Genomic DNA, 22,161 nt, shown 5'->3' with positions numbered 1-22,161 from the left:
TCTGTTGCTGTAGAACAGCCTCATTCAAGGATGCCCGGCAGTTTCTCAGCAACTTTTGTGGCAGCCCTCACGAATGCGAGTCGGGGCGCATCACCGGCCCTACCGCTCGGCGGTGACCAGCAGATATTCCCATTCCATTCGGCCGTTGCCGAGGTTGTGACGGTCGCCGAGGGCGGCGAGTTCGCGGTCGAGCTGTGCCACTCGGTCGGGGTCGGCGGCAATGGCTTTGTAGACCGCGACGGTCGGGCCGTAATTGGACTTGAAGAAGTCGCGGAATTGCGCGCCGTCGGCGAAACAGTCGATGACCACTGATTCGCGAGTCAGGGTGAGGTTCGAGACGTGTTCTCCGATCAGGGATTTCACGTGATCTTCGGAGCCCCACAGCGGGGGCGGCTGGGCGCCCTCGGGCGGGGCGGGGGCGAAGGGTTTCATGATGGCGAACATCTGGCCGATGAAACCCTCGGGAGTCCAGTTGGCCAGGCCGATGGTTCCGCCCGGCCGAACCACGCGCAGGAGTTCCGCCGCGGCGTCGCGATGGAAGGGCGCGAACATGATTCCCACGGTGGACAGGACGCAATCGAATTCGGCGTCGGCATAGGGCAAATTCTCGGCATCGGCCTCTGCCAGTCGATGTCCACGCCGCGTTCGGCGGCTGCCCGGCGGCCCACCTCGAACAGTTCCGGGGTGAGGTCACTGGCCACGACCCGGGCGCCCGCCTCGGCCGCCGGAATCGCGGCATTGCCCGCTCCGGCCGCGATATCGAGCACGTACTGCCCCGCACCGATACCGGCCGCCTCCACGACACGGGCCCCGAGACCGGGGATCACCGCGGCGGCGACATCGGGGTAGTTCCCCATGGCCCACATCGCGCGGTGCTTGACCTTGAGCGCGGAGGGCGCCGCCGTGGTGGGATCTGCTGGCACTGAACGAGACATGAGCACTCCTGGTGTCGGAATTACCTACCTGGAGTCGATACCTACCCACCCCGCCGACGAGTTCGATATTCGGTTGACGCGGCTCATTCCACTGTGGAATATAGGGGTATCGGCAGCCCGCCGTCGTCCTCTGCAGAAAGAGCGCACCATGCCCACGCTCCCGTGGATCACCGTCGGCACCCCCACCGAACCCGTCGTGCGCTGCATGGCCTCGCGACTCGAGGTCAAGTCCCTGCGCAACGCCCCCGGATTTCTGATGTCCTCCCTCTCCCTCTGGCGCCAGGCTCGCCGCTCCCCCTGCGTCCTCGGAGTGGCCCTCAAAGCCGAAATATTCAAGGGCACCTTCTGGACCTACTCCGCCCTGGACCGACAACGCGTCCATCTATGCCTACGCCGGCACCGAACCCCACAAGTCCACCGTCGCCCGCAAGAGGAAGGTCATGAAAGAGGCCACTTTCCTGTTCTTCGAAGCCCCCGCCACCGAACTCCCTCTCCCCTGGGACGAAATCCGCCGCCGCCTCGCCGACCAACGCGAAAAGGAACGCTCACAGTCACCCACCGAGTGACTCTGCGATTCCCCACCCGGCACCGAGATTTGAACGCGCGCTAGGAAATACGGAGACAGCCGAGCCCCTCGAACCCGGAGGGTGTGCGAGCGGCTCGGCTGCGTGCGCGATATCGGGTGATTGCCTCAGGCCCGAGCCAGCGCCCCCAGCGCCTGCTCGATATCCCCCTCGGTGTTGTAGAGGTGACAGGCCAGGCGCAGGCGCCCGGCCCGGATCGCTCCGATCACCTTGACCGCCTGCAATCGGGTAATGACCTCGGGGCTCACCTCGAGCGCCACGATGGCCGAATTACTTTCCGGGAGAACGAGTCTTGCGCCCGGGCGGTTGCAGGGCCACATTGCGGCAATGAATGGCGAGGATTCCCGTCATGCTTCCATCCTGCGCGCTCACGGATCGGGGGAACAGGTCCAGCGGCCCGAATCTGGTCGTCGATTCGGGCTCGGGTGCTCAGTGAGGGGCGGTTCCGACCGGGGCGGTCACCCGGTGCAGGTCGTCGATGAGGCCGGTGAGCGAATGCGCGAGGTTCGGGTAGGCGGCGAGGTCCAGCCCGCTTTCGGAAATGGCTCGCGACATCGACTGATACGCGACCTGACCCCGGCGGGTCGGGAAGACGAGCACCCGGCGGCGGTCGGTGTCGTCCACCTTGCGGTGCACCAGGTTCTCGGCGATCATCGCATCGATGAGCCTGGTCAAGCTGGCGCCCGAGAGCACCGTGGCGTCACCCAGCTGCGACATCGCGACGCCGCTGCCGCCGGTGACGGCGGTGAGCACGTGCCAGCGCGCGACCGTGGACTCGCCCAGGCAGATCGCGATCGCCCGGTCCAATTCCTGGGATGCCCTGCGCACCGATCGGGCCAATTCCTCCAGGGCCGCCGGAGCGGTACTATCGTCCACCGAAGCACTATATCCAATGCCGTACGGTATTGATTCGCACGGAAATAATCGGTGGTGATTCCATTGCCGCGCCCGGATTCTCGCGCCGATCGCACGACGGTGGATATCGCGCTCGTGGTGCCGCTCAGCGGCCCGGCCGGAATGTTCGGCCCCTCGTGTGAAGCGTGTGCCACCCTCGCCGTCACCGATATCAACGCCGCGGGCGGAATCCTGGAGCGCGAAGTTCGCCTGCATCCGGTCGACGCGGGCGCGCCGCTGCCCGAACTGTCGGCCCGGATCGACAGGATGATCGACCTCGGGCAGGTCGACGGGGTGGTGGGCTGGCATCTGTCCAACGCCCGCAAGGTGATCACGCCGCAGACGGCCGGGCGCGTACCGTACGTCTACACCACCTTCTACGAGGGCGGCGAGGATTCCGACGGCGTCTACATGGTCGGTGAGACGCCGGAGCATCAGCTGTTCCCGGCAATGCGCTGGCTGCGCGCCGAGCAGGGCATCCGGCGCTGGTGCGTGATCGGCAACGACTATGTGTGGCCGCGCGAAACCGCGCTAGCCACAAGGGGATTCGTGGCGGCTACCGATCTCGACATCATCGGCGAGGCCTATGTTCCGCTGGGCGGCCGCGATTTCCGGCACGCCATCGATCTGATCCGGCGCTCGTCGGCCGAGGGCGTGCTGATCTTCATGGTCGGCGCGGACTGCGCGGCCTTCAATCGCGCCTTCGCCCGAGCGGGCCTGGACGAGAGCCGGATCCGGCTGAGCATGATGATCGGCGAGGACGTACTGTATGCGGGCGGTGCGGACAGCACGCGCGGATTGCACACGGCCAGTGGCTATTTCGAGAGCCTGGTGTCCACTGCCGGAATGGATTTCGGCGCCCGATATCTGCGCGAGTTCGGCCCGATCGCGCCCGTGCTCAACAATATCGGCGAATCCTGCTACGAGGGTCTGCTGCTGTTCGCCTCGCTGGCCCAGGCCGCGCGCAGCGTGGATCTGCGCGCCATCGAGCGCAACGCGGGTCGGGTGAGCTACGGCGGACCGCGCGGTGAGGTGCGCGTGCGCGGTGCGCACACCACCCAGCCGGTCTACCTGGCCGCGGCCGACGGACTGGATTTCAGCGTGCTGGCCGAGCTGAACTCTTGAGGGCCAGCTGTACCCCCAGGGGCTGATTCGCTGCTCCGAGAGCACCGTGCGGGTGCCGGGATTTCGCTCTCGCCGGGAAGTGCGATGATCGAGGGCGAGCCCAGGGCGGCAACCCTCTCTCGCCGCTCCGCCGTTCCGGCGGGGACCGCGGATCGGTGTCGACCCGTAAGCCGAGAGGAATCGCCATGCAAGAAAACGACGAATCGACTCGCGAGAAGACCCACCCCGCGACGGTGGCCGTGCTCGGTCCCGGTGGCGTCGGCGGACTGCTCGCGGCGCTGTTCGCGCGCGCCGGTCACCGGGTGATCTGCCTGGCCGCCGAGCAGACGGCGAACACACTGCGAGACAACGGCATCCACGTGCGGAGCACTCGATTCGGAGACTTCACCGCACGCGTGGAGGCCGACACCGTGCTGCGCGAACCGGTCGACCTGTGTGTCGTGACGGTGAAACACACCGCGCTCGAGGCCGCGCTCGATCGGGTACCGGCCGAAAATCTGGCCGGGGTGATCGTGCCCCTGCTCAATGGCGTCGAGCACGTGGACGCCCTGCGCGCACGGTACGGACACCGTGTGGTTCCGGCGGTGATCCGCGTCGAATCCGCGCGCACCGAACCGGGTGTCGTCGTACACGGCAGCGCGTTCGCCGAGATCGACCTCGCCGGTCCGGCGGATCGGCTGGCGGCCCCGGCCGCACTGCTCACCGAGGCTGGAATCGACACGCGCGTGCTGCCCGACGCGGATGCGGCGCTGTGGGACAAGCTGTCGTTCCTGACCCCGTTCGCACTGCTCACCACTCGCCACCGGGCCACGATCGGCGAGATCCGAGTCGGGCATCGGCGCGAGCTGGAGACCCTGGTGCGCGAGACCGCCGCGGTCGGCCGCGCGTGCGGCGGCACGATGGAGCCCGCGCAGATCCTGGACCGCTACAACGCATTCCCGGCGCACGGCAGGTCGTCCATGCAACGTGATGCGGAGGCCGGCCGCCCGCTGGAACTCGATGCCATCGGCGGCGCGGTCCTGCGCGCCGCCGCCCGGCACGGAATCGACGCTCCGTTCACGGCGGAACTGGTGGCGGAGCTGTCCGCGCGGGACCGCGTCGTGCGATTCCTCGGCGACCGTGAGGCGGACCGGATTCCGCACCCCGGCGGCACCCTGCTGGGGCACCTGCTGCGCGTCGCGGAGGTCCTGGAGACCTGGGGCGCGGATCGGGACACCTGCGCCGCGGGGCTCTGTCACGCCGCGTACGGCACCGACGGCTTCGACCGCTCGCTGCTCGCACCCACCGACCGGCGCACCCTGGCTGCCCTGATCGGGGAACGAGCCGAGGCGCTGGTGTACCTCTACGGCAGCTGCGACAGATCGGCGGTGTACCCCCGCCTCACCGCCGCACCGGCGCGCTTGCGAGACAGGTTCACCGGCAACGACTTCGAACCCGACGCCGAGGACCTGCGGGCGTTCATGGCGATCACCGTCGCCAACGAACTCGACGTCCTCTCGCACAATCCGGAGATCGCCGCGGCGCACGGACCCGCGCTGCTGGACCTGTTCGAGCGCACCTCGTCACTGCTGCCCGAACCGGCGCGACGAGCAGTCGCCGAGAGCCGAACTCGCTTGCCGGGCTGAGGGTTTCCGGAGCGCGGCGGACGCCTCACCGACGACGGTGGCCGCGAACGAGCGGTCACCGTCGTTCTCGATACGAACGAAACACCCGACGCCGGCACCCCCGGCCGTTATGATCACAGCGCACACCGCCCAGGGGAGGGCCGGACGCTGGACACTTTGTGGACGTACGTGGTCGAACACCGTCAGCAATTGGTGACGGACTCCTATCTCCATGCCTCGGCGGTGGTGCAGTCGGTGATCATCGCGGCGATCGTGTCGGTGCTCATCGGGGTGCTCGTGCACCGCAGTCCGCTGGGTTCCGCGGCCGCGACCGCCGCCGCCAGCATCATCCTGACCATCCCGTCGTTCGCGCTGCTGGGCATTCTGATCCCGGTCATGGGACTGGGAGTTCCGCCGACCATCACGGCACTGGTGCTGTACGCGCTGCTGCCGATTCTGCGCAATACGATCGTCGGGCTGTCCTCGGTGGACACGACCGTCACCGATGCCGCACGCGGCGTGGGCATGAATCGACTACGGGTGCTGACCAGCATCGAACTGCCGCTGGCCTGGCCGGCCATTCTCGCCGGTATGCGGGTGAGCACTCAGATGATCATGGGCATTCTGGCCATCGCCGCGTATGCGAAGGGCCCCGGGCTGGGCAACCTCATCTTCTCCGGGCTGGAACGGCTCGGCACACCGACCGCGGTGCCACAGGCGCTGACCGGCACGGTGCTGATCGTCGTGCTGGCGCTGCTGCTCGATGCCGTTCTCGTCCTCGTCGGCCGTCTGACCACATCCGGGGGTATCCGTGACTGAATCCGAGACCGGCGTCTCCGGTGTCGAGATCGTGCTCGACTCGGTCACCAAACACTATTCGGCACAGCCCGATCCGGCGGTCGACAATGTGTCGCTGACCATCCCGGCCGGGGAGATCGTGGTGCTGGTCGGCCCGTCGGGCTGTGGGAAGACCACCACGCTGCGCATGATCAACCGGCTGATCGAACCCAGCTCCGGCACCATCACCATCGGCGGGCAGGACGCCTTGTCGGTGAATCCGGACCGGCTGCGCCGCGGCATCGGCTACTCCATCCAGCAGGGCGGACTGTTCCCGCACCTCACGGTCGCGAAGAACGTCGCCACCGTGCCGGGCCTGATGGGCTGGGATCGCAAGCGGGTGGCCGAACGCGTCGACGAGATGCTGGATCTGGTCGGGCTCGATCCTACGAGCTTCCGGAACCGCTACCCGCGTCAGCTCTCCGGCGGCCAGCAGCAGCGGGTCGGGGTGGCGCGGGCGCTGGCCGCGGATCCGCCGGTGCTGCTGATGGACGAGCCGTTCGGCGCGGTCGACCCGATCACCCGCGGTCTGCTGCAGGACGAATTGCTGCGCCTGCAGGCGGAACTGCGCAAGACGATCGTCTTCGTGACGCACGATTTCAACGAAGCCGTGAAGCTCGGGGATCGAATCGCGGTGCTGGGCAAGGGATCCAGCATCCTGCAGTACGACACTCCGGCCGCGATCCTGGCCGATCCGGCCGACGATACGGTGGCCGGATTCGTCGGCGCGGGCGCGGCGCTCAAACAGTTGACCCTCACCCGGGTCGAGGACGTCACCCTGGGCGACTGCCCGACCGTCACCGAGAGCGATCGGGTGGGGTCACTGCGCACCGCGCTCGCCGAACGCGATCAGGCCTGGGGGCTGATCGTGGACGAGCAGCGCCGCCCCCTGCGCTGGGTCACCCTGCCCCAGCTCGCGCAGGCCACGACGCTGCGCGAGGTGGGAACACCGGTGGGACAGGTGATCTCACTGCGATCCACCCTCCAGGAGGCGCTCGAGGCACTGCTCGCGGAGAGCACGGCGAACGCCGTCGTCACCGGCCGCCGGGGCGCGTACGCGGGGTTGATCACCATCGACACGCTGGTCTCGCATCTGTCGCAGATCCGAACGGCGCACTCCCCCACCGGCGCCGACGCCCACGCCGGCGACGAGGCAGCCGGTCCGGCATGACCGCGCAGACCGAACGCCGCGCCGAGCGTATCCGGCTGCTCGCGCAGCCGGTGCTCGCGATCGGATTGTGCGCCGGAGTTCTGTGGTGGGCCTTCGCCCGTGATCTCACGCTCACCCAGCAGGCCAGCCTCACGGCGGGCAATATCGCCACCGTCACCCGTCAGCACGTACTCATCACGGTGACCGTCGTGGCCATCGTCGTCGCCATCGCGGTACCACTGGGCACACTGTTGACCAGACCCCGATTCCGGCTGCTGGCACCGCTTTTCGTCGGCATCGCCAATATCGGCGCGGCCGCTCCCGCGATCGGCCTGATCGTGCTGTTCTATCTGATGACCCGCACCACCGGATTCTGGATCGGGGTCGCACCGATCGTGCTGGTGTCGATGCTGCCGGTGCTGCGCAACACGATTCTCGGTTATCAGCAGGTGGATCCGGCGGTCATCGACGCCGGCCGCGGACAGGGCATGTCGGCGCTGACGGTGTTGCGGCGCATCGAGTTTCCACTCGCGGTGCCCTACATTCTCGCCGGACTGCGCACCTCGCTGGTGCTGGCCGTCGGCACGGCGACGCTCTCGTTCCTGGTGAGCGCGGGCGGGCTGGGCATCCTCATCGATACCGGTTACAAGCTCCGCGACAACGTGACGCTCTGGGTGGGCGCGCTGCTGGCGGTCGGGCTGGCGCTGCTGATCGACTGGCTGGGCGCGCTGGCGGAGCGGTATCTCGGACCGAGGGGACTGCGGTGAGGACTCGAATCCGGCGCGGCGGTGCGGCTCTCGCGGCCCTACTCACCCTGCTCTGGGTCGCCGCCTGTGGTCTGGAGGCGGGTAGTGCGGTGCCGCTGCGGGTGACCCCGGCCGGGATCCAGCCGATCCCGGCACTGGACGGGGTGCGAATCACCGTCGGGTCCAAGGACTTCACCGAGCAGAGCGTGCTGGGCTATCTGATCGAGTTCGCGCTCACCGCGGCCGGCGCCCAAGTCCGTGATCTGACGAACATCGTCGGGTCCAACAGCCTTCGCGACGCCCAGGTGCGCGGACAGGTCGATATCGCCTACGACTACACCGGTACCGGCTGGATCAACTATCTGGGCAACGAATCGCCCGTGCCCGGATCTCAGCCGCAATTCGAGGCGGTCCGCGACGCCGACCTCGCCGCGCACGGAATGATCTGGGCGGCAATGGCTCCCATGAACAATACCTACGCCATGGTGACCAGTGCCCGCACCGCCGAGGAGACCGGTGTGCGGACGCTGTCCCAGTACGCGAACCTGGTCAATTCCGATCCGGGCGCGGCAGCCACCTGCGTCGGCACGGAATTCAACGTCCGCCAGGACGGATTCCCCGGCATGGCGGCGAAATACGGTATCGACACCGGCAAGGTGAACAAACAGATCGTTCAGGATGCCATCGTCTATCAGGCCACCGCCGATGCGCGCCAATGCCGCTTCGGCTCCGTCGCCGCCACCGACGGGCGCATTCCCGCGCTGGATCTGCGCCTGCTCGAGGACGATCGGAGCTTCTTCCCGCAGTACAACGCGGCGCTGGTGATGCGCGAGGACTTCGCGAAGGCCCATCCCCAGGTGGTCGAGGTGCTGGCGCCGATCTCCCGGCTGCTGACCAACGAGACGATCACCGGACTCAACCGTCAGGTCGATGTCGACGGACGAGAACCCGAGCACGTCGCGCGGGAGTGGATGGCGGCGCAGGGATTCATCACCATTCCCTGAGTGCGGCAGTGCCCGTGGGGAACTCGGAGTCCCCGGGAGAGAACTCCGGCACAGGACGCCGGACGTGTCATCGTTCGGAGCCGGTGGGCCGCCGAGGTGTGCCTCGGTGCCATACGGACCAGGTGAGCGGCACACCAGGGCGGTAGGCGAGGTGAACCGCGGACGGGGCGTCGAGGATGTGCAGGTCTGCCCGCGCGCCGGGCCGCAGGACGCCGACCGCGCCGTCCGCCGCGAGGTCTCGGCCGAGCGCGAGCGCCCCGCCCGCGGTGGCGGCCCAGACCGCTTCGTCGATCGACAGGCCCATCTGCAGGACCGCCGTGGCCACGCAGTAGGCCATCGACGTCGTGTACGAGCTCCCGGGATTGGCATTGGTGGCCAGCGCGATTCGAGCTCCCGCGTCCAGGAGGCGGCGGCCGGGGGCGAGTGGCTGACGAGTGGACAGGTCGCAGGCGGGCAGCAGAGTGGCGACGGTGGTGGAGGCGGCAAGGGCTTCGACGTCGTCATCCGTGAGATGGGTGCAGTGGTCGACGCTGGCCGCCCCGTGCCGCACCGCCAGCCGGACCCCCGGCCCGGGCCCGAGTTGATTGCCGTGCACTCGCAGACCCAGCCCGCGAGCGCCACCCGCCGCGAGGACGCGAGCCGACTGCTCCGCGTCGAATGCGCCTGTCTCGCAGAACACGTCGATCCAGCCGACATGCTCGGCGACGGCGTCCAGCATCGGACCGCAGACCAGATCGACGTACTCGTCGACATCCGCGCCCCGTGGCACCACGTGGGCCCCGAGGAACGTCACCTCGTCGGCGACCTCGGCCGCCAGTGCCGCACAGCGTTTCTCGTCGGCGACGGTGAGGCCGTAGCCGGTCTTCGTCTCCAGGCACGTGGTGCCCTGGCGCAGGGCCTCCGCGCGCAGGCGGCGCAGAGTGGCCGAGAGCGTCGCATCGGTCGCCGCGCGCGTGGCCGCCACCGTGGTCTGAATTCCCCCGGCCGAGTATGGAATCCCACCCATCCGCGCCCCGAATTCGGCGGTGCGGTCACCGGCGAACACCAGGTGGGTGTGGCTGTCCACCCAGCCGGGGAGCACCGCACGGCCTTCCACGTCGACCCGGCGGTCGGCATCGGGCGCGGCCGTCGCGGGCCCGACCCAGCGCACCCGCTCCCCCTCCACGACCAACGCCGCGTCGTGCAGCGTGCCGAACTCCGCTGTGTTGGTGATGAGTTCACCTATTCCGGTGATCACCGTCGTCATCGAATTCACCCCGACTCCTCTCGCGCTCGTGCCACGGATGTCGCTCATCGCCAGAGGGCGCCGATCTCGGTATCGAGGGCCGCGGACACGTCCCCGATCCCCAGATGCGTGCGGTCCCGGACGATCCATCGTCCGGCGACCATGACATCGGTGACGTCGGAAGCGGTCGCGGCATAAAGGATTCCGGCCTCGTGTGTACCGGCGGTGCGCACCGAGGCGGTGTCAACGCGCACCAGATCCGCCGCCCGCCCGGGAGCGATCACGCCGACCTCGGGCCAGCCCGACGCCGCGTGCGCGGTGGCGGCGGCGAGCAGTTGGGGCGGGCTGAACCGTCCGCGCGCGCCACTGGCCAGTCGCTCGTGCAATTCCAGGGCACGGACTTCGAACCAGGGATCGATGACGGACTGCCCGTCGCTGCCCAGCGCCAGCCGGATGCCCGCATCCGCCAGCCGCCGGGCCGGACCGATGCCGTCGCCGAGATCGGCTTCGGTGCTGGGACACAGGCACACCCAGCACCGCGTGAGATCGGCGATGTCCGCGGCGGTGAGATGGGTGGCGTGCACCGCGACGGTGCGGGGGGTCAGCGCGCCCGCCGCGGCCAGCAGCCCGGTCGGGGTGCGGCCGTACCGTGCGAGACATTCCTCGTTCTCGCGCGGCTGTTCCGACACGTGCACATGCAGGGGACGAGTTCCCGCGCCGAGCACGACGGCGGGCAGCTGGTCGGCCGGGACCGCGCGCACCGAGTGAATCGCCGCGCCGGGCACGACGAGTTCGCTTGCCGGGAAGAAGGATTCGATGCGCTGCGCCCACGCCTCGGCGCTCCCGTCGTCGAAGCGCCGCTGCACGCCCGTGGTGGGCTGATCGACACCGCCCGCCAGATAGCACACGTCCAGGAGGGTGAGGCGGATTCCGGCGTCGGCCGCGGCGGCCACCAGCGCGTGCGAGAACTCGTGGGGATCGGCGTAGCGCCCTCCGCCCGCAGGATGGTGCAGGTAGTGGAACTCGGCGACCCCGGTGTAGCCCGCCAGCGCCATTTCGGCGTAGACCGCGCGGGCGAGCCGATAGTAGGAGTCCGGCTCGAGGCGGCCCGCCACCGCGTACATGCGCTCGCGCCAGCTCCAGAAATCGCCGCGATCATCGTGGGTGCGACCGCGTAGGGCTCGGTGGAACGCATGCGAGTGCACATTCGCGAAGCCGGGCACGACCATGCCTGACAGCACTGTCCCACCGGGCTTTTCACCGGCTGTCACCGAGGTGATGACGCCCTCGGCCACATCGATGCGCACCCCGGAGGCCACTCCATCGCCCAACCACGCCCGCTCACACCAGTAGGCGCTCATCCGGCGAGGGCCCGAAGCACTCGCGCCAGTTCCGCTGTGCCGTGGTCGATGTCGCCGGGTTCGGCGAATTCCTGCGGTGCGTGGCTGATCCCGGTCGGATTGCGGACGTACAGCATGGCCGTGGCGACGAACGGCGCGAGCACCGCCGCGTCGTGTCCGGCACCGGTCGGAAGTACCGGCGCGCCGCCCAGGAGTGCGGTGAGGCGATCGCGCAGCGCGAGGTCGAACGCCGCGGTGCCCTCGAACGATTCCTCCCGCACCTCGACCGCACAGCCTTCGAGTTCCGCTGCCGCTCTGGCCTTCTCCGATATCTCGGCGACCAGATCGCGGACGCTTCCGGGCTCGGGCAGGCGGGCGTCGAGCCAGAGATCCACTTGCGAGGCAATCACATTGGTGCCGCCGGGGATGGGGATCACTCGTCCCACCGTGGCGCGGGCCCCGGGTACCGCGGCGGCGGATCGGCGCACACCGGCGATCATCTCGGCGGCGGGCAGCATGGGATCACGGCGATCGTCCATCAGGGTCGTGCCGGCGTGGTTGCCCTGCCCGGTGAAGGTGAACCGCCAGCGACCGTGCGGAATTATGCTGCTGCCCACCGCGAGCGGAGCATTCAGGTGCACGAGACCACGCCCCTGCTCGACGTGCAACTCCACGAATGTCCCTATCCGGCCGAGGGTTTCGCTGTCTCGGCCGAAGTGCGCCGGATCCCGCCCCGCCGCGCGAGCGGCATCGGCGAGAGTGGTGCCGTCGGTGTCCCGCAGTGCGAGCGCGCGTTCGGGGGGCAGCGTTCCGGTCAGCAGTCGCGAGCCCAGGCACGGCATGCCGAACCGACCGCCCTCCTCCTCGGCGAACACCACGATCGCCAGCGGCCTACCCGGTGTGAATCCCTGCGCGCGAAGCAGATCGAACGCCGAGAGCGCGCTCACCACGCCCAGCGGGCCGTCGTAGGCGCCACCGCCCGGCACCGAATCCAGATGGCTGCCCGTGACGATCGCATTCGGTCCGGGGGCGCCGAACCACGCCCACAGGTTGGCATTTCGATCCGTGTGCACGTCGAGCCCCCGGGCGCGGGCGGCGGCGGTGAACCACTCGCGCAGTTCCGCGTCGGCGGCGGTGAACACATGACGCGAGTAGCCGCCTCGGGTGCGATCCGCGCCCACCTGCCGAATCTCGGACAGCAGATCGTTCGCCGAGGGCACCGATTCATCTGGATGTTCGGGGCTTCGTGTCATCACTTCACCTGTTCCACATGGGAATCCGCACTCCACTGCGATCGGCGACCGCATCGGCCTCCGGATATCCGGCATCCACGTGCCGCATGACGCCCATGCCCGGATCGTTGGTGAGAACCCGCTCGATCTTCTGCCCGGCCAGCGCGGTGCCGTCCGCGACCGATACCTGTCCGGCGTGGATGGATCGCCCGATCCCCACGCCGCCGCCGTGGTGGATCGACACCCAGCTGGCCCCGGAGGCGGTATTGACCAGGGCATTGAGCAGCGGCCAGTCCGCGATCGCGTCCGACCCGTCGGCCATGGCCTCGGTTTCCCGGTACGGTGAGGCGACCGAGCCGCAGTCGAGATGGTCGCGGCCGATCACGATGGGCGCGGACACCTCACCGGTGGCGACCATTTCGTTGAAGCGCAGCCCGGCCAGGTGACGCTCGCCGTAGCCGAGCCAGCAGATCCGCGCGGGCAAGCCCTGGAACGCCACCCGTTCACCGGCCAGGCGGATCCAGCGGGCCAGTGATTCGTTGTGCGGGAACAGTTCCAGCATGGCGCGATCGGTCGCGGCGATGTCGGCGGGATCCCCGGACAGGGCGACCCAGCGGAACGGCCCCCTGCCCTCGCAGAAGAGCGGGCGGATATAGGCGGGCACGAATCCGGGGAAGTCGAAGGCGCGGTCGTACCCGGCCAGTTTCGCCTCGCCGCGAATGGAGTTCCCGTAGTCGAAGACCTCCGCGCCACGATCGAGGAAGCCGACCATCGCACCGACGTGCACCGCCATGGAATCGCTTGCGCGGCGGGTGAATTCGTCGGGCTTCCGCGCGGCGTAGTCCTGCCAGTCCTCGAGCGCGATGCCGATCGGCAGATAACTGAGCGGGTCGTGCGCCGAGGTCTGATCGGTGACGATGTCCACCTCGACCTCCCGGCGCAGCAGTTCCGGCAGCACCTCGGCGGCATTGCCGATCAGGCCCACCGACAGGGCCCGCCGCTCCCGCGTGGCGGCGTCGACCCGGGTGAGGGCATCGTCGAGATCGGCGGCGATCTCGTCCAGGTACCGGGTCTCGACCCGCCGCGCGGCCCGCCGCGGATCGCATTCGATGCACAGCGCCACACCGCCGTTCATGGTGACCGCCAGCGGCTGTGCCCCGCCCATTCCGCCCAGACCCGCTGTGACGGTGAGGGTTCCGGCGAGGGTGCCGCCGAAACGCCGGGCCGCGACGGCCGCGAAGGTCTCGTAGGTGCCCTGCAGGATTCCCTGGGTGCCGATGTAGATCCAGGAGCCGGCGGTCATCTGCCCGTACATGGTCAGGCCCGCCGCCTCGAGCCTGCGGAACTCCGGCCAATTCGCCCAGTCCGGAACGAGATTCGAGTTGGCGATCAGTACCCGGGGCGCCCATTCGTGGGTGCGCACGACGCCGACCGGCTTCCCCGACTGCACGAGCAGGGTCTCGTCCTCGCGCAGATCGGTCAGCGTGCGGCCGATCGCGTCGAAGCTGGGCCAGTCCCGCGCCGCCTTCCCGGTGCCGCCGTAGACGACCAGGTCCTGCGGACGTTCGGCGACCTCGGGGTCCAGGTTGTTGTGCAGCATGCGCAGGGCGGCCTCGGCCTGCCAGTTGCGCGCGGTCAGGGTCGTACCCCGCGCGGCGCGGATGGTCCTGGTCATGATCGTGAAACCCCCTGCTCCAGAAGTTGGTTCACCGCGCCCGAGCGCACCAGGTCGGTGACCGCGGCGATGTCGGGGGCCAGGTGACGGTCCGGCCCCGGCCCGGGTACCCGCGTGCGAACCAGGTCACGGACCGCGCCGGTCACGGGGGCGGGCCGCAAGGGCGCACGAAAGTCCAGCGCTCTCGTCGCGGTGAGCAATTCGATTCCCAGCACGGTGGTCAGCCCGTCGACGGCTCGGCGCAGTTTGCGTGCGGCGGCCCAGCCCATGGACACATGGTCCTCCTGCATGGCACTGGAGGGGATGGAGTCCACCGACGCCGGTACGGCACAGCGTTTGAGCTCCGACACCACTCCGGCCTGGGTGTACTGGGCGATCATGTATCCGGAATCGACACCGGGATCCGCCGCCAGGAAAGCGGGCAGGCCGTGCGAGCGATGCACGTCGAGCATGCGGTCGGTGCGACGCTCGGCGATGCTCGCGACATCGGCGATCGCGATGGCCAGGAAGTCCAGGACATAGCCGACGGGCGCGCCGTGGAAGTTGCCGTTGGACTCCACCCGTCCATCGGACAGCACGACGGGATTGTCTATGGCCGAGCACAATTCGCGGTCGGCGACAGTGGAGGCGTAGGCCAGGGTGTCGCGCGCGGCACCGTGGACCTGCGGCGCGCAGCGCAGCGAATAGGCGTCCTGGACGCGGGTGCAGTCGTCGCCTCGGTGGCTGGCGACGATCTCGGATCCGGCCAGCGCGGCGCGAATTCCCTTGGCGGAGATCGCCTGTCCGGGATGTGGGCGCAGCTCCTGCAGGTCGGCGGCGAAGACCCGGTCGGTGCCCAGCTGTGCTTCCACGCTCATGGCGGCGGTCAGATCGGCGATGTCGAACAGCCTGTGCAGATCGTGGATGGCCAGCAGCAGCATGCCCAGCATGCCGTCGGTGCCGTTGGTGAGGGCAAGGCCCTCCTTCTCGGCCAGTGTCAGCGGGGTCAGGCCGTGCTCGGCCATCACCTGTGCCATCGGGCGTGGACCGCGCGGGCCGAGTACCGAGCCCTCGCCCATGAGGGCGAGCGCGACGGCCGCGAGGGGAGCCAGATCGCCGGAGCAGCCGAGCGAACCGTATTCCGGCACAACGGGAATGAGGCCGCTGTCGAGCAGGCGGGCCAGCGCCACGGCGGTGCCCGGGCGAACACCGGTGTGACCGGTCATCAGGGTGCGCAGGCGCAGCAGCATCATGGCGCGCACCACCTCGGGCTCGACCGGGGCGCCCGCGCCGGCCGCGTGCGAGCGGATCAGCGAGCGCTGCAGGTCGGTCCGCCGCTCCGGGGCGATGTGCCGCAGGGCGAGCGCGCCGAATCCGGTGGACACCCCGTAGACGGGTCGCGAGCTGTGCGCCAACTCGTCGATGTGGCGACGCACCTGTTCGAGTCGCGCCAGGCCGTCCTCGGACAGTTCCACCATCGCGCCGTAGCGGGCGACCGCCACCACCTCCGAGGCCGTCAGCCCGCCCGCACCCACCAGCACCGGCCGAGTCCCGATTCCCGTCATCCCCGCACGGTCCCGATTCGCGTCATGGCCCCATTCCAGCGCCTCGCGGCGTCCGGAGCGAGCACCCGCGACCGGGTTTCGTCTGGTATTTCAGACAGTATGAGCGGTGACATCCCGGCGCTGAGACGCGGACTGCGGGTGCTGGGCCTGCTGGCCCAGCGTCCGCACCCGATTCCGGCCGCGATCATCGCCCGGGAACTGGGACTGCCACGCTCTTCCACGTATCAGCTGCTCAACGAATTGCGAACCGCCGGATACGTGACGTATCTGCCCGCCGAACGCCGCTACGGGCTCGGCATCGCGGCCTTCGAACTGGGGTCGGCGTATCTGCGGCACGATCCGCTCGAGCGGGTGGCCGCTCCCCTGCTGCGCACGCTGGTCGACCTCACGGGCGGTACCGGGCACCTGGGAATCCTGCACGGCGGCGAATCGCTCTATCTGATCGAGCAGCGCCCGCCGCGCCCGCAGACCCTGGTCACCGATGTCGGCGTGCGCCTGCCCGCCCACCTGACCGCGACCGGTCGCGCCATGCTCGCCCAGCTGGCCGCGCCCCACGTTCGCGCCCTGTTCCCCGGCCGGTCCGCCTTTCCCATGCGCACCGACCGTGGCCCACGCGACCTGCGCGATCTACGCCGCGTCCTGCGCACCGAGGCCGAGCGGGGCTGGGCGGTCGAGGACGGCTACGTCACCGCGGGTTTCGCCACCGTCGCCGCCGCCGTCTTCGACCACGGCGGCCGGCCCATCGCGGCCGTCGGCCTCACCATCCGTCACCACTGCCCCGACGAGTCCACCGAATGCGGCAGCACCTGGCCGGACCTCGCCGCCCGGATCCGAACCACCGCATCCACCCTCACCATCACCATCGGCGGCCGCCCACCCGCGCCCGAGCACGACTGATCGCCCGCCGGGGAGAGCCCGTTCTCAGATCCGGCGAATACGCGCCAGCCAGGCCACCACATCGACCCGCCCATCGTGCTGTTCCATGGCAGCCGCCGCTTCCGCGACACCCGGCGTGACCCGACCTCGATACCGCGCCGGTTGCAGATCCTCCAATTCCCATCCCTCCCCGAAGGATTCGCGAATCACGCTGTCACTGATCCGCGGGCCGAACCCGGCCTCTCGATCCGAGAGCGCCAGCACGTGCACGCGCCCGCCCGGTGCGCACACCGCCGCCAGACTGCGCACGTACTCCGCTCGGGCCTCGGGCGCATCCCCGAAGACATGGAACAGCGCACTGTCCACGATGGTGTCGAATTCGACAGTCCCACCGTCTTTTTCGGCAAGCACCGCTGCTTCGCTCAGCCGCAGCGCGTCCACCACATCGAATCGGGCCCCGGCGACGCCCTGCTCCACCGCGTTGCGCCGCGCGTGCTCCACCGCACTGGGCGACAGATCCACCCCGCGCACGTCGTACCCCAGCCGGGTCAGCGCAATCGTGTGCTCGCCCGCCCCGGCTCCCGGATCGAGCACCCTTCCCCGAATCCACCCCGCCTGCTCGAGCCCGACGATCGCGGGCTGCGGCTCACCGATAACCCACGGCGCGGTGTCGTTGTCATACGCGGAATCCCAAAATTCAGCTGCACGAGTCATCCCTCCACCCTGCGCCCTCAACCCCACTCGAGGTCAACCCCCAAACCGCGGTGAGTGGCGCGGATTCGAACGCAGGCGCGGTTCACGCGCGGTTGTCGGGTGCGCGAGGTGCGTACGTCGAATTACGTAGTCCCCGCTGCGTTTCCAGGCCGATGCCGCCCGAGGCGGCCCGCTGACAGCATGAAATCCGCAGGCTCGACGACCGTCGCGCCACGGATATCGGGAGCGATTCGATGACGAACAATCACTCGTTCACAGGCAAGGTCGCGCTGGTGATGGGAGCCAGCCGGGGCATCGGCGCGGCGACGGCCCTGGCGTTCGCGGCGGCGGGCGCGGACGTCGCGCTGGGCGCCCGCGACGATCGGCAGCTGGCCGAGGTGGCCGAACAGATCAAGGCGACGGGCGGGCGAGCGCTGCCCATCCATCTCGATGTCACCGATCCGGAATCGGTGCGGCACTGTGTGGCGGCGACGGTCGGCGAATTCGGCAGGCTCGATGCGGCCGTCAACAATGCCACCGGCGGCGGCCATCCGCCCACCCCGCTGACCGAGGTCACGGTCGAGGACTTCACCAGTGCGTTCGAGGTGAATACGCTCGGCGTCTTTCTCGGCATGAAATACCAGATTCCCGCAATGCTGTCCGGAGCGGGCGGGGCGATCGTGAATGTCTCGTCCTCCGCGGGCTTGCAGGGTGTCGGGGGTCTGACCGGATATGCCACCGCCAAACACGCGGTCATCGGATTGAGCCGGGTCGCGGCGCTCGACTACGCCGGACAGGGGATCCGCGTGAACATCGTCGCGCCGGGCCCCATCCTGACCGACAACCTGCGGCGCGCGGGCGAGCGGGGTCAGCATGCGGCCACCCAGGCGATTCCGCAGGGCAGAGTGGGTGCGGTGGACGAGGTCGCCGATGCGATCGTGTGGCTGTGCTCGGCCGAGGCCGGATTCATCACCGGCGCGACACTGCCGATCGACGGCGGCAAACTGGCCGGCGTACAGCCGTTCACTCGTGTTCTCCCTCCGCAGCGCGCCTGATGTGAAACGAATGTATTGCAAAGTCTTCGGCCGCCTGGGAATTCGCGGGCGCAATTCCTATCGCACGCGGGGGCGAGTTCGCTACAACTCGCTGGGATATTCCCGGGGATAGCTGGAGTTGTTGGCTGAGAGGGCAATCGGCCCGTACGGTATCCGGAAGGTCGGGAATCTGAATGAAACCAACCGAACATCAAGGAGATTCACCATGATCAACCTCCGGACCGCGGCGCTCGTGGGCTTCGCCGCTGCGGCACTGACCGCCGTGGGCACCACTTCTGCCAGCGCTGGAGTCCCCGCCGACTTCGATTCGCAGGCCGTGTGGGCGTGCCAGACGAACGGTCCCGACTACCAGTACCAGAAGGTCCAGTTCGCCATCCAGGGCTACCCGGCCTTCGTGAACTGCACCAGCGGCATCGACCTCAAGGTCACCCCGATGCCCAACGGCGCGTACTGCACCATCGCCGGAATCCCGCCGGTCGTCGGCGAGGCCGACGGCGCCGGTGGCTGCCGCGCACTCGGCGCCGCCGAGACCCAGCGCTAGCACGCGAGTGCGGCGCTGAGCGTTCCGATTTCGGGGACGCGGTGCCTGCCATCGGGGCCGGCGTGGTCGGACGTGAGTCCGCCCGCCGGCCCCGACGCATGTCCCGGACAGGCGGGGCGACGCCTCGACAATCCCGGTGACCTGCGATGATTCGGCGACCATCGGGCCGAGGCCGGACGATACCGAGAAAGTGACAGGGGCTTTCCCCCGGTCTGTGGCTAGCATCGACGTTCGTGCGTGGTTTCGGGGGAGTTGTACGGGTTCGATCGGTGTGTGTCGTCGCGGGCATACTCGGTGTGCTGCTGGCGGTGCTGACGCCGCTGCTACCGGTGCGGCAGGATCGCACCGCTCTGGATTGGCCGCAGGGGCAGAGCGTCCAGGTGACCGCGCCGCTGGTGGACTATGTGCCGCTACAGCTGGATGTGAAGGTGCCGTGCACGGCGCTGCGGGATCTGACGAGCGGAACGGTGCTCTCGACGGTTCCGGTGCAGTCGCGGGGGGCCGCGGCGAAGGGGCTCGTGGTCACCATCGAGGACCGCGCCGAGGTGGGGCGCACGCTGGCCGTGACGGTGCGCGATATTCCGTTGCTGACCGCGTCGATCGCCGAAATCGTCGGGGAGGGAACAGCATCCGCGCCGATCGCGCCCGGCGGGAGCGGAGATTCGCCGCCGGCCGGTGCGGGCGGACCGCCGCCCGGCGCAGGTCCGCCACCCGGGAGCACTCCCCCGCCCGGTTCGACACCGCCACCGGGCAGCACTCCGCCGCCAGGGTCCACACCGCCGCCGGGTAGTACGCCGCCGCCCGGCAGCACCCCTCCCCCTGGCGCGATTCCGCCACCCGGCGCGATTCCGCCACCGGGATCCACTCCGCCGCCGGGCAGTACTCCGCCCGGTAGCGGAGACCAGCCCGGTGCGAATTCGGCGCTCGGCTCCGGCTCGGCTCCGGGTGTCGCCCCGATCCCCGACTGCGGTGCGCTCTATCTGCACTCGAACGCGTCGGCCACCACCGCCGAGGTCACCGGGGTGTCGCGCAAGGACGGGACCGGCGGGTTCCGGGGCACGATCGCGAAGGATGTGCGACCACAGCTCGTCGGCGTCTACACCGACCTGGACCGGACTCGGCTCCGGGACGCGACACTGCACGCCGAGATCGACTCCCGATTCTCCTCCAGCCCGAGCGGGCTGAAACTGGCCGCGATCGTGGGCGCGGTGCTCTGCACGCTGATCTCACTGATCTGCCTGCACCTGCTCGATACCCGCGACGGCCGCCGGGCACGGCGGTTCCTGCCCGCCCGATGGTGGCGGTTCACCGGCGCCGACGCGGTGGTGCTCGGCACGCTGGGACTGTGGCACGTGATCGGGGCCAACACCTCCGACGACGGGTACATCCTGACCATGGCGCGTGCCTCCAGGGAGGCCGGATACACCGCCAACTACTACCGCTGGTTCCAGGTCGCGGAAGCGCCGTTCGGATGGCCGTACGAGTTGCTCGCGCAATTGACGCGCATCAGCAGCGCGGGTCTCGTGATGCGACTGCCCGCTCTGCTGGCCGGCGTGCTGTGCTGGCTGGTGATCAGCCGGGAGGTGCTGCCGCGCTCGGGTTCCCGGGTGCGCGCGAGCACCGCCGCGCGATGGACCGCCGGCCTGGTCTTCCTGGCGCTGTGGCTGCCGTACGACAACGGCCTGCGTCCCGAACCCCTGATCGCGCTGGGCGCGGTGCTGACCTGGTGCTCGATCGAGCGCGCCATCGCCACGCGCAGACTGCTCCCGGCCGCGATCGCGGTCCTGATCGCCGCGTTCTCCCTCGCCGCCGGACCCTCCGGATTGATCTGCCTGGCAGCGCTTTTCGCCGGTTCCCGCCAGGTGCTGCTCATCGCGGTCCGCCGCGTCCGCACTGAAGCGACGGCGGCCGATGCCGCCGCGCCCGAGGCGAGTTCTGCTGCGGCGCGACTGTTTTCGCGGGTCGATGTGCGAAAGATGTGGAATTACAGCGCGCTTGTGGCTCCGATTCTGGCCGCGGGCACGCTGGTGCTGGTCGTCGTGTTCGCGGATCAGACGTTCGCGTCGGTGTCGGAGGCGACGCGGGTACGACAGTTGGTGGGGCCGGACGAGACCTGGTCCGATGAGTTCAGCCGGTGGCAATCGCTGATGTCGTTGACGCCGGACGGGTCGCTGGCGCGGCGGTTCGGGGTGCTCGCGATGCTGCTGTGCCTGGGCGTGTGCGTACTGGTCGCGCTGCGCAAGGGTGGCCGCATTCCGCACACCGCACGGGGACCGGTGACACGGGTGCTCGGCATCGTGGTGATGTCGCTGCTGCTGATGATGTTCACGCCGACCAAGTGGACGCACCACTTCGGCGTGTATGCCGGATTGGCGGCGGCGCTGGCGGCGGTGACGACGGTCGCGTTGAGCGCCACGGTGATTCGCGCTCGGTACTACCGCACGGGGTTCGCGGCGGCGGTGCTGTTCCTGCTGGCCGTCACCTTCACCGGGTCGAACGGCTGGTGGTACGTCTCCGGATACGGGGTGCGCTGGCCCGATCGCGCACCCCTGCTCGGCGGCACCGCGATCGCCTCACTGTTCCTGATCCTGGCAGCAGTGTGCCTGCTGGTGGCTCTGTGGCAGTTCTTTCGCGATACGAACACATCCGGCTCTGCCGCAACGGCTTCCGGTGCGAGTGCGTCCTCGGCCGATCGGTCCACGGGTTCCGAAGGGTGGCGCGCTCGACTCGGCCGGGTCACCAGCCGAGGACAGACGGCCTCCGGGGACCGGCGGCGCGGTCGCGTCACCGTTCGACCGCTGACGATCGCCGCCGCCGCGCTGCTGCTGTTCGAAGTCGGATCGATGGCGCAGGCCGCGTATGCCCAGTACCCCGGGTATTCGGTGGCGCTGTCGAATCTGCGGGCGCTGGCCGGTGCACCGTGCGCCATGGCGGATGACGTTCTGGTGGAGACGAATACGGCGGATTCGCTGTTGCAGCCGTTCACCGGCTCGGCCGCCGACGCCCTCGCCGCGGAGAACACCGGATTCACCCCGAACGGCGTGGGCAGCCTGCTGCCCGAACCCGGCCCGGGTGGCGGCGACGGTCCCCCGTCCGGCAGC

At 69.2% G+C, this 22,161-nt stretch carries 19 protein-coding genes and 1 pseudogene; 11 read left to right on the top strand and 9 right to left on the bottom strand.

Going from position 1 to position 22,161, the window contains the following annotated elements; genetic code table 11:
• Positions 1 to 99: 99 nt before the first annotated feature.
• Positions 100 to 935 (bottom strand): annotated as a pseudogene (locus NJ1_RS33560) (class I SAM-dependent methyltransferase).
• 440 nt (positions 936 to 1,375) lie between these two features.
• Between NJ1_RS33560 and NJ1_RS40905 the strand changes: the two are divergent.
• On the top strand, positions 1,376 to 1,501 hold the full coding sequence (locus NJ1_RS40905; protein WP_281202322.1) for a hypothetical protein: 126 nt from the start codon (positions 1,376 to 1,378) through the stop codon (positions 1,499 to 1,501).
• 125 nt (positions 1,502 to 1,626) lie between these two features.
• Here the strand turns inward: NJ1_RS40905 and NJ1_RS39510 are convergent, their stop codons facing one another.
• Both NJ1_RS39510 and NJ1_RS33550 read right to left on the bottom strand, forming a co-directional pair.
• Positions 1,627 to 1,839 carry a hypothetical protein gene (locus tag NJ1_RS39510; protein ID WP_157574470.1) on the bottom strand — a complete coding sequence of 71 codons (213 nt, stop codon included), beginning with the start codon at positions 1,837 to 1,839 and terminating at the stop codon, positions 1,627 to 1,629.
• Between the two features lie 109 nt (positions 1,840 to 1,948).
• A complete protein-coding gene (locus NJ1_RS33550) occupies positions 1,949 to 2,395 on the bottom strand; it encodes a MarR family winged helix-turn-helix transcriptional regulator (protein ID WP_067702917.1) in 447 nt (148 codons plus the stop codon).
• Positions 2,396 to 2,446: 51 nt separating this feature from the next.
• Here NJ1_RS33550 and NJ1_RS33545 point away from each other — a divergent pair, with 51 nt between their 5' ends.
• The 6 genes from NJ1_RS33545 to NJ1_RS33520 all read left to right on the top strand — a co-directional run bounded on the left by NJ1_RS33545 (position 2,447) and on the right by NJ1_RS33520 (position 8,879).
• Entirely contained in the window at positions 2,447 to 3,538 is a 1,092-nt protein-coding gene (locus NJ1_RS33545; RefSeq protein WP_067702914.1) for a substrate-binding domain-containing protein, read from the top strand.
• A gap of 185 nt (positions 3,539 to 3,723) precedes the next feature.
• On the top strand, positions 3,724 to 5,163 hold the full coding sequence (locus NJ1_RS40290) for a ketopantoate reductase family protein (RefSeq protein ID WP_067702911.1): 1,440 nt from the start codon (positions 3,724 to 3,726) through the stop codon (positions 5,161 to 5,163).
• A gap of 147 nt (positions 5,164 to 5,310) precedes the next feature.
• Entirely contained in the window at positions 5,311 to 5,961 is a 651-nt protein-coding gene (locus tag NJ1_RS33535) for an ABC transporter permease (RefSeq protein ID WP_067702908.1), read from the top strand.
• Positions 5,954 to 7,150, top strand: a complete 1,197-nt coding sequence (locus NJ1_RS33530; RefSeq protein WP_067702905.1) for an ABC transporter ATP-binding protein — start codon at positions 5,954 to 5,956, stop codon at positions 7,148 to 7,150. Before NJ1_RS33535 ends, NJ1_RS33530 begins: the two co-directional genes overlap by 8 nt.
• Positions 7,147 to 7,896 (top strand): ABC transporter permease, encoded by a 750-nt coding sequence (locus NJ1_RS33525; protein WP_067702901.1) that lies wholly within the window; start codon positions 7,147 to 7,149, stop codon positions 7,894 to 7,896. Before NJ1_RS33530 ends, NJ1_RS33525 begins: the two co-directional genes overlap by 4 nt.
• Positions 7,893 to 8,879, top strand: a complete 987-nt coding sequence (locus NJ1_RS33520) for a glycine betaine ABC transporter substrate-binding protein (protein ID WP_084479122.1) — start codon at positions 7,893 to 7,895, stop codon at positions 8,877 to 8,879. The genes NJ1_RS33525 and NJ1_RS33520 overlap by 4 nt, the downstream gene beginning before the upstream one ends.
• 67 nt (positions 8,880 to 8,946) lie before the next feature.
• On the opposite strand, the gene hutI is transcribed toward NJ1_RS33520, so the two are convergent.
• Genes hutI through hutH form a run of 5 tightly spaced genes read right to left on the bottom strand, consistent with a single transcriptional unit; the run spans position 8,947 to position 15,895 of the window.
• A complete protein-coding gene (hutI, locus tag NJ1_RS33515; protein ID WP_067703004.1) occupies positions 8,947 to 10,125 on the bottom strand; it encodes an imidazolonepropionase in 1,179 nt (392 codons plus the stop codon).
• Between the two features lie 44 nt (positions 10,126 to 10,169).
• Positions 10,170 to 11,465: a formimidoylglutamate deiminase gene (locus tag NJ1_RS33510; protein ID WP_067702893.1), complete on the bottom strand. Its 1,296-nt coding sequence runs from the start codon at positions 11,463 to 11,465 to the stop codon at positions 10,170 to 10,172.
• Positions 11,462 to 12,697: an allantoate amidohydrolase gene (locus tag NJ1_RS33505; RefSeq protein WP_067703002.1), complete on the bottom strand. Its 1,236-nt coding sequence runs from the start codon at positions 12,695 to 12,697 to the stop codon at positions 11,462 to 11,464. Before NJ1_RS33505 ends, NJ1_RS33510 begins: the two co-directional genes overlap by 4 nt.
• A gap of 4 nt (positions 12,698 to 12,701) precedes the next feature.
• A complete protein-coding gene (hutU, locus tag NJ1_RS33500; RefSeq protein WP_067702891.1) occupies positions 12,702 to 14,351 on the bottom strand; it encodes a urocanate hydratase in 1,650 nt (549 codons plus the stop codon).
• Positions 14,348 to 15,895, bottom strand: a complete 1,548-nt coding sequence (hutH, locus tag NJ1_RS33495) for a histidine ammonia-lyase (protein ID WP_067702889.1) — start codon at positions 15,893 to 15,895, stop codon at positions 14,348 to 14,350. Before hutH ends, hutU begins: the two co-directional genes overlap by 4 nt.
• Before the next feature lie 99 nt (positions 15,896 to 15,994).
• Here hutH and NJ1_RS33490 point away from each other — a divergent pair, with 99 nt between their 5' ends.
• On the top strand, positions 15,995 to 16,792 hold the full coding sequence (locus NJ1_RS33490) for an IclR family transcriptional regulator (protein WP_067702885.1): 798 nt from the start codon (positions 15,995 to 15,997) through the stop codon (positions 16,790 to 16,792).
• A gap of 24 nt (positions 16,793 to 16,816) precedes the next feature.
• Here the strand turns inward: NJ1_RS33490 and NJ1_RS33485 are convergent, their stop codons facing one another.
• Positions 16,817 to 17,485, bottom strand: coding sequence for a class I SAM-dependent methyltransferase (locus tag NJ1_RS33485; RefSeq protein ID WP_067702882.1), 669 nt, complete (start codon positions 17,483 to 17,485; stop codon positions 16,817 to 16,819).
• A gap of 233 nt (positions 17,486 to 17,718) precedes the next feature.
• Between NJ1_RS33485 and NJ1_RS33480 the strand changes: the two genes are divergently transcribed.
• From NJ1_RS33480 to NJ1_RS38525, 3 genes are all read left to right on the top strand, one after another.
• The gene (locus NJ1_RS33480) at positions 17,719 to 18,519 is read left to right on the top strand and encodes an SDR family NAD(P)-dependent oxidoreductase (protein WP_067702879.1); all 801 of its coding nucleotides are present in this window, start codon (positions 17,719 to 17,721) and stop codon (positions 18,517 to 18,519) included.
• 205 nt (positions 18,520 to 18,724) lie between these two features.
• Positions 18,725 to 19,060, top strand: a complete 336-nt coding sequence (locus NJ1_RS33475) for a hypothetical protein (RefSeq protein ID WP_067702876.1) — start codon at positions 18,725 to 18,727, stop codon at positions 19,058 to 19,060.
• Between the two features lie 269 nt (positions 19,061 to 19,329).
• Positions 19,330 to 22,161: arabinosyltransferase domain-containing protein (locus NJ1_RS38525; protein WP_218025300.1), on the top strand; the 2,832-nt coding region annotated here is incomplete at its 3' end.

The sequence above is a fragment of the Nocardia jejuensis NBRC 103114 genome, assembly GCF_001613145.1.
Lineage (GTDB): Bacteria > Actinomycetota > Actinomycetes > Mycobacteriales > Mycobacteriaceae > Nocardia > Nocardia jejuensis.
This window is presented reverse-complemented; position numbering and strand designations above follow the sequence as displayed.